Source organism: Paenibacillus castaneae (genome assembly GCF_002884445.1).
GTDB lineage: Bacteria > Bacillota > Bacilli > Paenibacillales > Paenibacillaceae > Pristimantibacillus > Pristimantibacillus castaneae.
Map to the genome: position 1 here is coordinate 5,971,955 of NZ_KZ614144.1, position 14,852 is coordinate 5,986,806.

General features: G+C 46.4%; 14 protein-coding genes and 1 riboswitch. All 14 genes read right to left on the reverse strand.

Features of this window, described 5'->3' with window-relative positions; genetic code table 11:
- Positions 1-82: 82 nt before the first annotated feature.
- Positions 83-1,231, reverse strand: a complete 1,149-nt coding sequence (gene wecB / locus CEF13_RS26820) for a non-hydrolyzing UDP-N-acetylglucosamine 2-epimerase (RefSeq protein WP_102715602.1) — start codon at positions 1,229-1,231, stop codon at positions 83-85.
- Between the two features lie 37 nt (positions 1,232-1,268).
- A complete protein-coding gene (upp, locus tag CEF13_RS26825) occupies positions 1,269-1,898 on the reverse strand; it encodes a uracil phosphoribosyltransferase (RefSeq protein WP_102715604.1) in 630 nt (209 codons plus the stop codon).
- Positions 1,899-2,155: 257 nt separating this feature from the next.
- Positions 2,156-3,217, reverse strand: a complete 1,062-nt coding sequence (locus tag CEF13_RS26830) for a glycine-rich domain-containing protein (protein ID WP_102715606.1) — start codon at positions 3,215-3,217, stop codon at positions 2,156-2,158.
- A 134-nt stretch (positions 3,218-3,351) separates the two neighbouring features.
- Positions 3,352-4,314 carry an ABC transporter ATP-binding protein gene (locus CEF13_RS26835; RefSeq protein ID WP_102715608.1) on the reverse strand — a complete coding sequence of 321 codons (963 nt, stop codon included), beginning with the start codon at positions 4,312-4,314 and terminating at the stop codon, positions 3,352-3,354.
- Positions 4,311-5,309: an ABC transporter ATP-binding protein gene (locus CEF13_RS26840; protein ID WP_102715610.1), complete on the reverse strand. Its 999-nt coding sequence runs from the start codon at positions 5,307-5,309 to the stop codon at positions 4,311-4,313. Before CEF13_RS26840 ends, CEF13_RS26835 begins: the two co-directional genes overlap by 4 nt.
- Positions 5,310-5,322: 13 nt before the next feature.
- Positions 5,323-6,246 carry an ABC transporter permease gene (locus CEF13_RS26845; protein WP_102715612.1) on the reverse strand — a complete coding sequence of 308 codons (924 nt, stop codon included), beginning with the start codon at positions 6,244-6,246 and terminating at the stop codon, positions 5,323-5,325.
- Positions 6,243-7,178 carry an ABC transporter permease gene (locus CEF13_RS26850; protein ID WP_102715614.1) on the reverse strand — a complete coding sequence of 312 codons (936 nt, stop codon included), beginning with the start codon at positions 7,176-7,178 and terminating at the stop codon, positions 6,243-6,245. Before CEF13_RS26850 ends, CEF13_RS26845 begins: the two co-directional genes overlap by 4 nt.
- Positions 7,179-7,311: 133 nt before the next feature.
- Positions 7,312-8,976 carry a peptide ABC transporter substrate-binding protein gene (locus tag CEF13_RS26855; protein WP_102715616.1) on the reverse strand — a complete coding sequence of 555 codons (1,665 nt, stop codon included), beginning with the start codon at positions 8,974-8,976 and terminating at the stop codon, positions 7,312-7,314.
- Positions 8,977-9,711: 735 nt separating this feature from the next.
- On the reverse strand, positions 9,712-10,959 hold the full coding sequence (locus tag CEF13_RS26860) for a serine hydroxymethyltransferase (RefSeq protein ID WP_102715618.1): 1,248 nt from the start codon (positions 10,957-10,959) through the stop codon (positions 9,712-9,714).
- 113 nt (positions 10,960-11,072) lie between these two features.
- On the reverse strand, positions 11,073-11,678 hold the full coding sequence (locus tag CEF13_RS26865; protein ID WP_102715620.1) for a TIGR01440 family protein: 606 nt from the start codon (positions 11,676-11,678) through the stop codon (positions 11,073-11,075).
- 34 nt (positions 11,679-11,712) lie between these two features.
- Positions 11,713-12,159: a ribose 5-phosphate isomerase B gene (gene rpiB, locus CEF13_RS26870; RefSeq protein ID WP_102715622.1), complete on the reverse strand. Its 447-nt coding sequence runs from the start codon at positions 12,157-12,159 to the stop codon at positions 11,713-11,715.
- 97 nt (positions 12,160-12,256) lie between these two features.
- Positions 12,257-12,338, reverse strand: a riboswitch (ZMP/ZTP riboswitch).
- A gap of 70 nt (positions 12,339-12,408) precedes the next feature.
- Positions 12,409-12,987, reverse strand: a complete 579-nt coding sequence (locus CEF13_RS26875; protein ID WP_102715624.1) for a low molecular weight protein arginine phosphatase — start codon at positions 12,985-12,987, stop codon at positions 12,409-12,411.
- Between the two features lie 40 nt (positions 12,988-13,027).
- On the reverse strand, positions 13,028-13,588 hold the full coding sequence (locus CEF13_RS26880; RefSeq protein WP_244917135.1) for a manganese efflux pump MntP: 561 nt from the start codon (positions 13,586-13,588) through the stop codon (positions 13,028-13,030).
- Between the two features lie 151 nt (positions 13,589-13,739).
- Positions 13,740-14,804 carry an L-threonylcarbamoyladenylate synthase gene (locus tag CEF13_RS26885; RefSeq protein ID WP_102715628.1) on the reverse strand — a complete coding sequence of 355 codons (1,065 nt, stop codon included), beginning with the start codon at positions 14,802-14,804 and terminating at the stop codon, positions 13,740-13,742.
- Positions 14,805-14,852: the final 48 nt, after the last annotated feature.

Genomic DNA, 14,852 nt, shown 5'->3' on the forward strand with positions numbered 1-14,852 from the left:
ATAAGGTATTGCACGCTGAGAAAACCGTACAGTACTACTGTATGCTGTACATTCACCTAGCAAGCTATTGAATACACCCAAACTATGAACTTTGTGTGAACGAATCAGGCCGCTGCTTCAGTCTTCCAAAATGATGCAAAATTGCATCCACGATGCGCTCTGAAGCACGTCCATCCCCATAAGGATTTGCAGACTGGCTCATCCGCTCGTACAGCTTCGAGTCAACCAGCAGCGCATGGGCGCGGCTGTAAACCTGCTCCTCATCCGTACCGACAAGCTCAAGAGTCCCAGCTTCAATTCCTTCTGGCCGTTCGGTCGTATCGCGCAGCACCAATGTCGGCACTCCAAACGAAGGAGCCTCCTCCTGCAATCCGCCTGAATCCGTCATGATCATATAGGCATGCGGATAAAAATTATGGAATTCAAATACATCAAGCGGCTCAATCAAACGAATGCGCGGATGGTCGCCAAGAATCTCATTAGCCGGCTCTCTAACCGCAGGATTCGGATGGACAGCATACACGATGGCAACGTCCTCATGCTCATCAGCAATCCGTTTGACGGCACGGAAAATGTTGCGATGCGGCTCGCCGAGCGCTTCGCGGCGATGCGCGGTCATCAAGATCATCCGTTTGCCTTTCGCCCAGTCAAGCACGGGATGCGAGAATGATTCATCTACCGTATATTGGAATACATCAGTAGCGGTATTGCCAGTCACATAAATGGCAGCATCCGGCTTGTTCTCTTTGCGCAAATTATTCGCCGACCATTCCGTCGGTGCGAAATGCACATCTGAGAGCACGCCGGCAAGCTGCCGATTCATTTCTTCGGGGTAAGGAGATAGCTTATTCCACGTACGCAGACCAGCCTCAACATGACCCACTTGTATTTGCTTTAAAAATGATGCATAGCTGGCAAGAAAAGTCGTCTGCGTATCGCCATGCACAAGTACGATATCCGGCTTGGCTTGAGTAAGCACCGGATCAAGACCTTCCAACACACGAACAGTCGTTTCCGTCAAAGTCTGGCGATCCTTCATGACGTTCAAATCATAATTAGGATGGATCTCAAAGAAATCCAGCACTTGGTCCAGCATCTGGCGATGCTGAGCCGTGACGCAGACAATAGATTCAATTTCCGTTTCACGCTTTTGCAATTCTAATACAAGAGGGGCCATTTTAACTGCTTCCGGTCGTGTTCCGAAAATAGTCATTACTTTCAGTTTAGACAAAACATTCCACTCCTATTATAAATTCGCGCCGATGGCACTAATTTGTTCCAAACATGCGGTCACCGGCATCACCAAGGCCTGGTACGATATAGCCCTTCTCATTCAAACGCTCGTCCAGTGCAGCAATATAAATATCAACATCCGGATGCGCTTCCTGTACGGCTTTCACACCTTCAGGAGCAGCGATGAGGCACATCAGTTTAATATGGTCGCATTTGTGGTTTTTGAGCGAATTGATTGCTGCAATTGCAGAGCCGCCTGTTGCCAGCATCGGATCGATAACAATAAGCATTCGATTCGGAGCGTCTGTCGGCAGATTAATATAATATTCCTTCGGCTGCAATGTTTCATGATCGCGCGCAAGCCCGATATGGCCGACTTTGGCCGATGGGATCAGCTTCAATATGCCATCTACCATCCCAAGCCCGGCACGCAATATAGGAACCAAGCCCAGCATTCTTCCCGATACAACCTTCGAATCGGTCAGTGCTACCGGCGTTTGCACCTTAATCGTATCAAGCGGTATTTCTCTTGTAATCTCGTAAGACATTAATGTTGCTACTTCATCAACCAATTCCCGAAAATCTTTAGTATTCGTCTCTTTATCCCGAATAAAAGTCAGCTTATGCTGTATTAACGGATGGTCGCAAATGATTAGTTTGCTCATGGAGCGTTATTCCTCCCGTTTGTTGTTGTTGGCCCTAACACAATCCCGTATATTATAGCATTGTAAACTAGTCGTTGCATCTGAAGTTTTATGTAAAAGCCAGGGAGGACATATTTATCGCAAAATTTGGCACATTAAATGGATTTATAGGCTGTAACCTACCAATAAATTAGACTTGAAACTGTAAATTACATAATTTTACGGACAGAAACTCTTATATGTCGCATTTCCAACTATTTTGTTGTAACCATCACCTATTAGCTGCTGCAGCCGCCGCCACAGGAGGAGCCGCCGCTGTCACCGCCTCCGCTGCCGCAGGAGGAACCGTCTGATGAGCCGCCCCCATCATCACCGTTGGAGTCATGCCTGCTGTTGTCGGAGGAACTGGCACACCCGTAAGAGGTTCCCCCGCTGCCGTAAGCTTTCCGCTCAGCTTCCGTTTGAGCTAGATCCATTTGCCGGGCGAACTCATTCGGATTGGAAATGGAATGAAAGATGAGCAGTCCCGAAAGCATGCCTGTCGCCCCCATAACAGGATCGTATCCATAAGTTCGTTCAGACGGAGCATCGCCTCTTTCAGACCATGAGCCGCTGTTTCTCGCTGCAGTGAGCTGCGATTTAGCCCGTTCGATTAAATAATCTGCTGTAACACTAAAATCATTGTTGAAAGCTGCGGCTTTCTTATTAAACCATTGCATTCGAAGCGAAGCCTCACTTAATTGCGCAAGCTCAGTCAGCTTCTGCTCTGACATTTGCGTACGGAAGAAAGCCCCCCATACTCTCCCACTCGCCGGCGTTCCTGTGAATAGCTCGCCATATACCCAATCAAACCATGCCCTCTCATCAGGAAGTGGCTGTTCGCCAGCTGCATGCGGCGCGTGATGAATCATTTCACCGCAAAAGCGTGAGCAAAATTGCTCATATTCTCTTGTAAACATGAGCATCTCATGCCATACTGCATCCACCTGCCCGCTATACATCGGAACACTTCGCAAAATTCCGCACATCAAGAAATAACGTTTAAGCTCGAACCATGTCCAATTCCATTCTTTATCTGTCATTTTGGGGTATTCTTTCATTACCCGGTCCTTCACACGGCTCTCGAAGTCAAGACCTAAAGCAGATTCCAGCCTCTCAGCTGCTGATCTAGCGGGATGCCCATAAGGTACGCCAAGCGCAGGAGGGATTTCAGTATTCGGCCATGGCGCAAAGGCATTCGCTCGGCCAACGCGGCCTCTTCTTCCATCGCCAGGCTTCTTATTCACCACTACAAATACTACGATTGCCGAAATGATAAGTACGATTACCGTTTCAATCATGTAAACCTCCTAAGCATGTTCGTCTTCCCCATATATTAACACATCCTTTCTATATTGGAATTGTAATTAGCCTTATAGCAAATAAGGCCGTACCGCAGCTTTCGCTGGCGTTACGGCCTTATTCTTATATCAAATTATACGGACGCATAATGACAAGCGGCAAAATGTCCTTTTCTCACTTCCAGCAGCGCTGGCTCGTCCACTTTGCATTTGTTTGTTGCAATAGGACAGCGAGTATGGAATTGGCAGCCGGATGGCGGGTTAATCGGACTTGGCAGGTCGCCAGTCAGCACAATGCGCTCACGCGTCTCCTCTACCTCAGGATCCGGTATAGGAATAGCTGACAGCAGCGCACGCGTATATGGATGCGCTGGGCTTGCATACAGTTCGCTGCTTTCTGCAAGCTCTACGATTTTTCCGAGATACATAACGGCCACACGGTCGCTTATATGCTTGACCATTGATAAATCATGAGCAATAAACAAATAAGTCAGGCCCATTTTGTTCTGCAAATCTTTCATTAAGTTTACGACTTGCGCTTGGATCGATACGTCAAGCGCCGAGATGGGCTCATCCGCAATAATAAAGCGCGGATCAACTGCAAGTGCGCGTGCAATACCAATCCGCTGCCGTTGTCCTCCAGAAAATTCATGCGGGTAACGCGTTGCATGATCGGGATTAAGTCCGACAACATCAAGCAAATGCTCCACGCGATGCTTACGTTCCTTCTTGCTGCTTACCAGCTTATGAATATCAAGCGCTTCTCCGATAATATCCATAACGGTCATACGCGGGTTCAATGAAGCATAAGGATCCTGGAAGATCATTTGCATATCGCGCCGCAATTCTTTCAACTTCGGTCCCTTTAAGCTATAAATGTCTCGGCCGTCGAAATTGACTCCTCCGCTTGTCGGCTCATATAACCGCATAATCGTACGACCAGCTGTTGATTTGCCGCAGCCGGACTCGCCAACCACGCCAACCGTTTCGCCTTTTTGAATCGAGAAGCTTATATCATTAACCGCTTTGAGGATTTCTCCTCCACCCAAATCAAAAAGCTTGCGCAAATTTTTAATTTCAACTAAAGGCTGACTCATACTGACACCTCCCGGTTAGCATACGGATGAGCTAGCCAGCATGCGGAAGCATGTGATTCGTTACCGTCCACCGGAAGAAGCTCAGGGTCGTTGTCCACGCATACACGCATCGCCTCATCACAACGCGCACAAAAGCTGCATCCTGTCGGCGGTTTAATCAAATCTGGCGGCATGCCGTAAATCGGCACAAGCGGCTCGTCCTTCTTCTGATCCAGACGCGGTAAAGAGCGAAGCAATCCTCTTGTATAAGGATGCTTTGGATTTTTGAAAATTTCCCATTTCGTACCGGTTTCAACCACTTTACCTGCATACATAACGATAACTCGGTCGCACATATCTGCTACTACACCTAAATCATGCGTAATAAGAATGATAGAAGTGCCTAGTTTTTTTTGTAAATCCTTCATTACACGCATAATTTGCGCTTGAATCGTCACATCTAGTGCTGTGGTCGGTTCATCCGCAATTAAGAGCGATGGGTTGCAGGCAAGCGCAATAGCGATCATCGCACGCTGGCGCATTCCGCCTGAGAACTGATGCGGATATTGATCGACTCGCGCGGAAGCGTTCGGAATCCCAACAAGATCAAGCATTTCGACGGCACGAGCACGCGCCTTTGAACTGCTAATTCCTTGGTGCTTAATCAGTCCTTCTGTAATTTGACGGCCAATCGTAAGCGTTGGATTGAGTGATGTCATAGGATCCTGGAAGATCATCCCCATTTCCTTGCCGCGGATATCTTCCATCTGACTATTGGACAATTTCAATATTTCTTTATCTTTAAAAAGAATGGATCCGCTAGTTTCCGCTGGAGGTGATGGAATCAAACGCATGAGCGATTGAGCCGTTACGCTCTTACCGCATCCGGATTCCCCAACAATAGCTACAGCTTCCCCTTTGTTAACGTGAAAATTAACGCCGCGGACCGCTTTTACGATACCGCCGCGAACTTTGAAATTGACACGAAGATTTTTTACTTCAAGTAATTTCTCCATCCTTGTGCACCTCCTACTTCTTCATCTTCGGATCAAGCGCATCTCTTAGACCATCGCCAAAAATATTAAAGCAAAGCATTGTAATGCTGATAACTGCCGCAGGGAAAATCATTCTCCACGGATACAGTGTCCATGCCTTAATCGCGTCATTGATCATCGTACCCAAAGACGCAGCCGGCGATTGTACGCCAAGGCCCAAGAAGCTTAGGAAAGCTTCTGCAAAGATTGCGCTTGGAACAGTTAGCGTCAGGGTAACGATAATCGGCCCCATAGCGTTCGGAATAAGATGTCTGAACAAAATACGAGCTGTATTGGCACCCAATGCTTGGGCAGCCATCACATACTCTTGGTTTTTTAGCTGTATAATTTGGCCTCGTACAATCCACGCCATACTGATCCAGCCCGTTATACTAAGGGCAAGAACAATCGTGAACATACTCGGACTCATAATGACGATGAGAAGAATAATAATCAACATACTCGGAATGGAGTACAGGATCTCGCAGAATCGGTTTAGTATTTCATCTACGCGACCACCGAAGTATCCCATAATTCCACCGATAATAACACCAAGAGCCAAGTCGGCAAGAGCAGCGTATAAGCCTACCTGAAGAGAGATGCCAGCGCCCATCCAAGTACGGGAAAAGAGATCTCTCCCCAGATCATCCGTACCAAACCAATAGGTTCCGGATGGGCTTAGATTTTTCTCCTTCAAGTGATTCGTCTGAAAATCCTGGCCGGATATATGTGGGCCAATAATCGCCATAAGCGAGACCAGCAGCAGAATGATCAAACTAAGCATCGCTATTTTGTTGGAACTCAGGCGCTGCCAAGCATCCTTCCATGCGGAGATGCTTTCACGAACAACTGGTTCTGAACTTTTCTTATCATTTCCAAGCTTGGTAAATTGATCGGGTGTGAAAGATTGGTCCTTCATCCTTTTCCACCCCCTCTTGTCAGCTTAATACGCGGATCAACAAAGCCATAGGCAACGTCAGTCACGAACCGCGCAGCCATTAGAATAATGCCATAAAATAAAGTAAGCCCCATTATGAGCGTATAGTCACGGTTAGTAATACTTTGGACAAAATATTTACCGATTCCACCGATACCGAAAATTTGCTCGACCACAACAGATCCCGTAATAATATTTGCAGTCATCGGTCCAATATAAGTGACAACAGGCAGAATAGCATTGCGTAATGCATGACGTACCAGTATAATACGGCCGCTCAAACCTTTTGCGCGAGCGGTCTTAATATAATCTGCTGATAACACTTCCAGCATCGTTGAACGTGTTAGACGCGCAATAAATGCCGCCGGAAGGAACGAAAGCGCAAGCACAGGCATAATAAAGTCAGTCGGGTCATTAAGACCGGAAACATTAAGCCATTGCAGCTTGCTGCCTAGAACATACTGCAAAATAGAAGCTGCAAGGAAATTCGGAATAGATACTCCAAGCACCGCAATGATAATCGTTACGCTATCAAGCCATTTGCGATGATTAAGAGCAGCAATGATGCCCAGGATAAGTCCTGCGGCTAATGAAACAATGACGGCAAAAAGCCCGATTTGAGCAGAATAAATAAAACTGTCCTTGATGATTCGACCGACTGACATATATTGCTGCTTCATCGACATACCTAAATCGCCATGCAGCAAATTGTTTAAATACATCAGATACTGCTTCCACACAGGTTGATCAAGTCCGTACATTGCGAAAAGGTGTTCCTTAATCTTCTCGGGAATCGCCTTCTCCTTTAAGAAGGGGTCACCAGGAATGATTTTCATAAGAAAGAAGGTGGCCGAAGCAAGTACAAACAATGAAACAAACATAGACAAAAACTTTTTTAGAATGTATTTTACCAACGCAATGGACACCTCCTTACAAATTATAAAAACGAAAAAATGCTGTACAGTTAAAGTCTGAATCCTTTCATTAAGAAAGGGATACATGCGGACACCCCGCATATATCCCTAGCTTCAGGTACTTGAAGGATGATTATTCAGCTTCGTAATAACCTCTTGTATAGTCAATATCGCCTTTATAATCCAAGAAGATGTTCTTGAATCCAGGTTTCAGCATGTAAACGTTGCTGTAGTAGTAGATTGGCATAATTGGCATGTAATCCATTAGAATTTTCTCTGCCTTAGTCATTGCCTCAACACGCTCTTTTTGATCTCCGCTTGCATTTGCTTTTTTGATCAAAGCATCGTATTCAGCCGAAGCAAAGCCCGTATTATTTTGTCCACCATTTGTAACGAACATATCCAAGTAAGTCATCGGATCATTATAATCTGCTCCCCAGCCTGCGCGGGAAATTTGGTAGTTCATTGCAGTACGGTTTTTCAGCAGAACAGAAAACTCTTGGTTCTCGATTCCTACCTCGATACCGAGGTTTTGACGCCACATTTCAACGATTGCTTCAGCAATCTTCTTATGGCCGTCGCTTGTATTGAAAGTCAATGTAACTTTAGGGAATTTCGTTAATTTCAGCTCAGCCAAACCTTCAGCGAGCAATTTCTTCGCTTCGTCCACATTCTCTGTGAAGAAATCATCCTTCACTTCTGTACGGTAATCTTCTTTTTCACCGATAATGCCCGGCGGAACAAATCCAAACGATGGAACTTCTCCAGCCATTGTTACACTCTCAACGATGGCTTGACGATCAATTGCCATTGCAAGTGCTTTACGAACTTTTACGTTGTTGAAAGGAACTTCATTTGTGTTGAATTGGTAATAGTACGAGCTTGCAATTCCTTTTGTTACGATCTCATCTTTTTTCGATTCTTTCAGAACCGGGATTTGCTCAGCTGGAATTTCACCAGTCGGCTTACCTGTGTAATCAAGTTTGCCTGTTTCATAGTTCGCCAACTCGGTTGCGGACTCTTCGAGCATAGTAAAGTTAACGCCAGCAAATTTAACTTGATCTTTATCATAATAGTATTCGTTAGGAACTAGCTTGATGGATGTGTTATGCTGCCATTCACTCATTTTGAAAGGACCGTTGCCGATGATCGTTTTCGCATCTGCCGCCCAAGCCGCGTTATCCTTCACAGATTGATGAACAGGATTGTATACATAGAAAGAAGTCAGGCTTAAGAAATAAGGTGTAGGCGAAACGAGCTTAACTTCAAGTGTTTGCTCATCAAGCGCTTTAATGCCAACGCCATCCGCATTCGCTACTTTGCTCTCGTTATAATCTTGTGCACCAACGATGTAATAGAATTGGTACGCATATGTTGAGCCTGTATCAGGAGCAAGCGCACGTTTCCATGAATATTCAAAGTCATTAGCTGTAACAGGATCGCCGTTGCTCCATTTAGCATCCTTGCGGATTTTAAATGTGTAGGTTAGTCCATCATCAGACTTAACCCAGCTCTCTGCAGTTGCTGCAACGCTTTGGCCGTTCTCGTCTTTGCGAGTCAAACCTTCGTAAATACCTGTAGCAAGTGTACCAGACACATTGTCTTCCATAAGGGCAGGATCCAAGGTCGATGGCTCGGAGTGGATGTTCATCCGGAATACCTTCGCTTGTGATGTTTCGCCATTCGCATTCGAACTACCTTTGTTACCAATTTCATTCTTAGGCGTACAGCCTGCTGCTACAATAGCAAGAATGAGCAAAGCTGTCATAAAAGTAAAAGCCGACTTTCTTGTTCGCATGGAGATCCTCCTATTTTTTTATGTCTACAGCGTTCTACTAGGGAAAATACACTCATCTCGCTTAATGTTTATACAAACGTTTGCACGTCAACAGCTTATACAATATGCAAATGCTCGTATCATCCTAAGCTCCACAACTTCTCTTCCCACTTCAAACTTATAGAATAAAGTTTATTATTATTTTTTACTATACATGCAACTTAATATATTATCAACAATTACTAACTGTAAATTCATGTAATTTGAGGGAGTAACCGCATTACTTTAGCGCTTCGACGCGTTTATTCAATTAATTAACGTTACACTTTAACGCTTTACAGAGTTTATTTATTAAAATATCAGTATATTAATCGGGAATAGTCTTTTTAAACTGGAATTTCTGACGTTATTTATATTTAATTACAAAAAAAGTAATCACAATCTACTCGTCAATATTTATTGCATTTGATTACAAATAATCAATCATTTTTAAGTTAATAAAAATAATTATTCGCTATTTTTAATAAATACATTTTTTTATGCGCGGTGAAGTATGGAGCTAATATAAACAAAGCCTTTGCAATAACTTGATTAATTTTCCAATTGTCGTATGAAGCGCTAATGTATAGTTCCATCTATTAGATTGCTTTCAACTCGCTGCTTTTATACAAACGGCCACAATAATTCGACACAAAAAGACCCACTCGGTATATTAACACCGAATAGGTCTAATTAGATAGCTGAAATTACTGGAAGTTAATAAGTCATTCCTGGATACAGTGGGTACTGGGCCGTCAGATCGCGAACCATGCTGCGAGCTTGTTCATGAACTTGTTGATCATCTATGTTGTTCAGTACAAGAGCAATCACTTCAGCAATTACTTTCATCGCATTCTCATCCATGCCCCGCGCTGTAGCTGCAGGTGTACCGATACGAATTCCGGATGTCACAAACGGGCTTGTCGGATCAAATGGAATTGCATTTTTGTTGACAGTAATACCCACTTCATCCAGCACTTTCTCCGCTGCTTTACCAGTAGTATTCAAGCTGCGTGTGTCAAGAAGCATCAAATGATTATCTGTGCCGCCGGATACGATATTGAAGCCTTTTGCCATTAGCTCTTCCGAAAGAACCTTTGCATTTTTGACAACCTGTGCTGCATATTGCTTGAATTCCGGCTGCAGCGCTTCTCCAAATGCAACGGCTTTAGCCGCAATAATATGCATTAGAGGTCCGCCTTGGGAACCTGGGAATACAGCTTTATCGATAGCCGCCGCCCATGGCTGGCGACAAAGGATCATACCGCCGCGAGGACCGCGAAGGGTTTTGTGAGTTGTTGTCGTTACGAAATGTGCATGCGGCACTGGGCTCGGGTGCAAGCCGGCAGCAACCAGGCCTGCAATATGCGCCATATCTACCATGAACAATGCGCCTACATCATTAGCGATTTGGCCAAGCTTTTCGAAATCGATAATACGCGGGTAAGCACTGGCACCAGCCACGATTAAACGAGGGCGGTGTTTGAATGCAAGCTTGCGAACTTCTTCATAATCGATCGTGAAGGAGTCTTCTTGTACGCCGTAAGCTACGAAATTATAAAGCAAGCCTGATGCGTTAACCGGGCTGCCATGCGTCAAGTGGCCGCCATGCGCCAAGTTCATGCCAAGAACGGTGTCTCCAGGCTGCAACGCTGCAAGGTAAACAGCCATATTCGCTTGTGCGCCTGAATGCGGCTGAACATTCGCATGCTCCGCTCCGAAAAGCTCTTTCGCACGGTTGCGAGCGATATCCTCAACGATATCCACATGCTCACAGCCGCCGTAAAAACGTTTATTAGGATAACCTTCTGCATATTTATTAGTCAAAATGCTACCCATTGCTTCCAGCACGGCTTCACTAACGATATTCTCCGATGCGATTAGTTCAATGTTGTCGCGTTGACGGCCAAGCTCAAGGCCTAGCGCTTTCAATACCTCTGGATCTTGCTTGCGTAAATGTTCCATATTCCTTATTCCTCCTCATAGTAGGTATATCTGTATAAGAATGCAAACAGCTGATTTGCTTCTTTCCAGCGATTAAAGAACGAATCACTGGCAAGGATCAGCATGAAAATTAGCTATTCACATGTATCAACCATTTGTTCTGGCGCAATATCAGACACCAGCTCATAAACCGCTCGAGCTCCGCCGATCAGCTTTGGTCTCGTAACCGCCATCGTAATGTGAGCTGCCCCTATCATTCGAATAGACGGACGGACCGGAACAGCGACCCGCTTCAAATGCATCCCAATAAATGTATCGCCAATATCAATACCTGCATGCGCTTGTACTGTTTCAACCAAGCAAGGATCATCAAGCTGGCGATAGGCATACGCTGCCATTGATCCGCCCGCTCTTGGTACGGGAATCGCGCCCACAAGCTCCAAATTATAATGTTCAGCAGCAGTACGATCCATAACGAGCGCACGGTTCAAATGCTCGCAGCACTGGAAAACCGGATAAAAATTAATTTCCTTACGTACCGCTTCAATGCCGGCAAAGATTTGTTCTGCCGTCTCTATTGTCCCCGCCGTACCAATATGGCGGCCCAGCACTTCACTAGTACTTACACCAAACACAACGAGTTGACTCTTAGAGATTCTACCCGCTGATGCAAGCTCGCGTACGATTGTCTCTACCTGATCCGCAATGCCGGTATGAGAAAATTGCTCGTTTGTGCTCATCTTGTTTAGCCCCCTATTTAGGATTGGCTTGATGTTAGTTCTGTTCTTCGATCTGCTTCACTTTGCTCACGCGTCCAACATGGCGCTCTTCGCCGGAGAACGGCGTTTCCAGCCAAATGCGAACAATTTCCTGGGCTACCCCTGGTCCGATAACGCGCTCACCCATAGCCAATACATTTGTATCATTATGTTCACGCGTTGCTTTGGCTGAGAACAAGTCATGCACCAATGCACAACGGATGCCCTTCACCTTATTCGCCGCAATTGACATTCCAATACCTGTTCCACAAATCAGAATACCGCGTTCTGCTTTACCGCTTGCAACGAGCTCAGCAACAGGCACTGCATAATCGGGGTAGTCCACCGATTGACTGCAATCGCAGCCTACATCTACCAATTCATGGCCTAATGATTGAATGAACGCAACAAGCTCATCCTTCAATCGATAGCCTCCATGATCAGCACCAATAGCAATTTTCAACGTAAAAGACCTCCTTCTGAATGAAACATCACTATGCTAGTATACCTATTTTTGCGTAAAAAGACGAAAAAGAGCATGACATGCTATATAGCATGCTGCTCTTTGCCCAGGCGACCGGCCGTATATTCCAATGCTCCACCGTGGTTAACCCACTTCCGTCGCCAGTTACATTGGAAACCGTAATATGTCCTTTTATAATAGCCGAACCGTTTAAAAAAATCAATCCATAGCAGCCTGATTTTCACAGTGCTATCGCTTGGTCAACTTATCCAGCAGATTTCTAAGTGCGGCTTCGATTTCCTGCGCGCTGCTGTTGTAAATAGCGAGCGTGCCGCCGAAAGGATCTGCGATGTCTACGCTTGGAATGCGTCTCTCCAGCTCCAGCAGCCGGTTTCTTTCGTCTGCCGTCAACTGCTGCCCTAGCGCCTGCTTCATATGAAGCTCCGAATACAACCGCTCCAGCTCTTCTATATCAGCAAGAACGCCGGCATCTTGATTGGCATATTCCTTTAATGTATGCGTTTTGTCTACTGCTTCTGGATACCATTGCAGCAGTCCCCGTTTGTGGCTGGAGGTCATGGTTAATATCAGGTCAGCCCAATTAACAGCCTCGCTCGTCAGCGCTCTCGAGGAGCTATTGTGCTCAATGTCCCGCTGTCTTAATGTCTCAACCGCATGTGCCGAGACAGGCAGCCCATCTACAGTCGATACGCCTGCTGAACGCACAGCCACCGTGATCCCTCTCTGAGCGGCCATCTGGCGAAGCATAGCCTCTGCCATCGGCGAGCGGCATGTATTGCCTGTACAAACAAATAATATACGTTTCACACTGCCAACTCCTTTTCTACCCGGTTATCCTTCATTTTAATTAAAAAATAAACAAAATGCCAAATACGAGCAAAATCGCACCACCGCAAGCTTCTCCATATTCGCCTAGATTGCCGCTGACTCTGCGGCCCAGCATTAAACCAAGCACTGACATAAGCCCGCCAAAAAAACCGAACAACAGAATGGTCGTCCAAATATTCGCCGCAAACATGCCCAGCGTTATGCCGACCGACAAAGAGTCAATGCTTACGCTAAGCGAAAGCACCAGCAGCCCCCATAAGGAACGATGATTGAAGGATTGTACCGCTTCACCGCGCAAAGAGCTGTATATCATATGCACCCCCAGCAGAACAAGCAGGATGCCAGCGGCGGTCGTTGCCACATCTCCTAGCAATTCGCCTACGTAATGGCCGGTTAGCATCCCTGCCAGCGGCATTAATACATGGAACAAGGCAATCACGAAGCCCAGCTTCAAAATATCCAACAGTCGTATACCTTTCAGGCCAATGCCAAGCCCTAAAGAAAAAGCGTCAAGCCCAAGCGCCAACGCGATTATGAGCAGCGTCAAAAACTGTCCAGCATGCAAATTTGCCTCAATCACAGCCGATCTCCCCCATGTCCGCGCATAGTCTATTTCAAACATATGCGGGCATTAGGACAAACATACTAGCTCTGATTAAAGATAAACCAATCACTTTAATTGAGAATGTTAAGTAATTAGAAAAACAATTGCGTCATGAACACTTTGATTATTAGACGTGAATGATACGATTTCCAGCCGCTTTGGCCATCCGGTTCATAAGCGCCGCACCGATTCCTTGCTCGGTGCAGCCCTCTGCCCAGATGCGCTGTACGCCCGCTTCATCTAATTCACGCAAAGCGGCATATAACAGATGCGCAGCTGAACCCAGCTCCAATTCGCTGCCTAAAGATATAACGCGATTCGCCTCATAAGCGGAAAGCCTCTCCTCGAATGCAAGCACACCGGTTATTTCACCTCGCTGCTGCGCCTCCATCGCTTGTGATGCAATATATGCGACAACCGCTTCAGGTGCGCCGTTCACGAGCTCAAGCTCCCCCTTTGGCGCATAATGCGTATATTTCATGCCCGGGGATCGCGGGGCAGCATTCGATTCCTCTTCTGTTGATGCGCTGTCTACAAGCGCATGAGGCGCAGCTTGCTGCAGCGCTTCCTTCGTAATGCCGCCGGGACGCAGTATTCTGATAATCTTTTCGCCCTCAAGCTCAATGACCGTCGATTCCAGTCCAACGCCTGTTGCCCCATCATCTACAACGCCATCGATTCGCCCATTCAAATCCTCCAGCACATGCTCGGCCAAAGTGGGGCTTGGCCTGCCCGAACGATTAGCGCTTGGAGCGGCAACCGGACAACCAGCCTGCATAAGCAGTTCCAGCGCCGATCGGTGATTAGGCATACGAATGCCGACAGTAGACAGTCCTGCTGTCACAAGCGGCGACAGCACCTCGCCTCGCAGAGGAAGCACAATCGTTAAGGGACCGGGCCAAAATCGATCCATCAACGCCGCAGCCAGCTCGGGATAGGGCAATACCAGTTCATCCAGCTGACTTCGCTGCGCGATGTGAACAATGAGCGGATTGTCCGAGGGCCTTCCCTTTGCCATAAATATACGTTCAACGGCTGCCGTGCTGCGAGCATCTGCGCCAAGGCCATAAACCGTCTCGGTCGGAAAAGCGATCAGACCACCTTCGCGCAGCTGGCTAGCCGCCTCTTTAAGCTCCGAAGGAAGCTGATCGTCACCAGCCTGCTCGACACGCCAAATATTCGTTTTTGTCATCTCTATGCTCAATCCTTGCCTTATCATAATATGATGCAATCATCCGTT

Excerpts from the sequence above, each read along its gene's own strand:
- upp (WP_102715604.1), bottom strand. The coding sequence starts at position 1,898 with ATGAGCAAACTAATCATTTGCGACCATCCGTTAATACAGCATAAGCTG.
- CEF13_RS26830 (WP_102715606.1), bottom strand. The coding sequence starts at position 3,217 with ATGATTGAAACGGTAATCGTACTTATCATTTCGGCAATCGTAGTATTT.
- CEF13_RS26835 (WP_102715608.1), bottom strand. The coding sequence starts at position 4,314 with ATGAGTCAGCCTTTAGTTGAAATTAAAAATTTGCGCAAGCTTTTTGAT.
- CEF13_RS26840 (WP_102715610.1), bottom strand. The coding sequence starts at position 5,309 with ATGGAGAAATTACTTGAAGTAAAAAATCTTCGTGTCAATTTCAAAGTT.
- CEF13_RS26845 (WP_102715612.1), bottom strand. The coding sequence starts at position 6,246 with ATGAAGGACCAATCTTTCACACCCGATCAATTTACCAAGCTTGGAAAT.
- CEF13_RS26855 (WP_102715616.1), bottom strand. The coding sequence starts at position 8,976 with ATGCGAACAAGAAAGTCGGCTTTTACTTTTATGACAGCTTTGCTCATT.
- CEF13_RS26860 (WP_102715618.1), bottom strand. The coding sequence starts at position 10,959 with ATGGAACATTTACGCAAGCAAGATCCAGAGGTATTGAAAGCGCTAGGC.
- CEF13_RS26865 (WP_102715620.1), bottom strand. The coding sequence starts at position 11,678 with ATGAGCACAAACGAGCAATTTTCTCATACCGGCATTGCGGATCAGGTA.
- CEF13_RS26885 (WP_102715628.1), bottom strand. The coding sequence starts at position 14,804 with ATGACAAAAACGAATATTTGGCGTGTCGAGCAGGCTGGTGACGATCAG.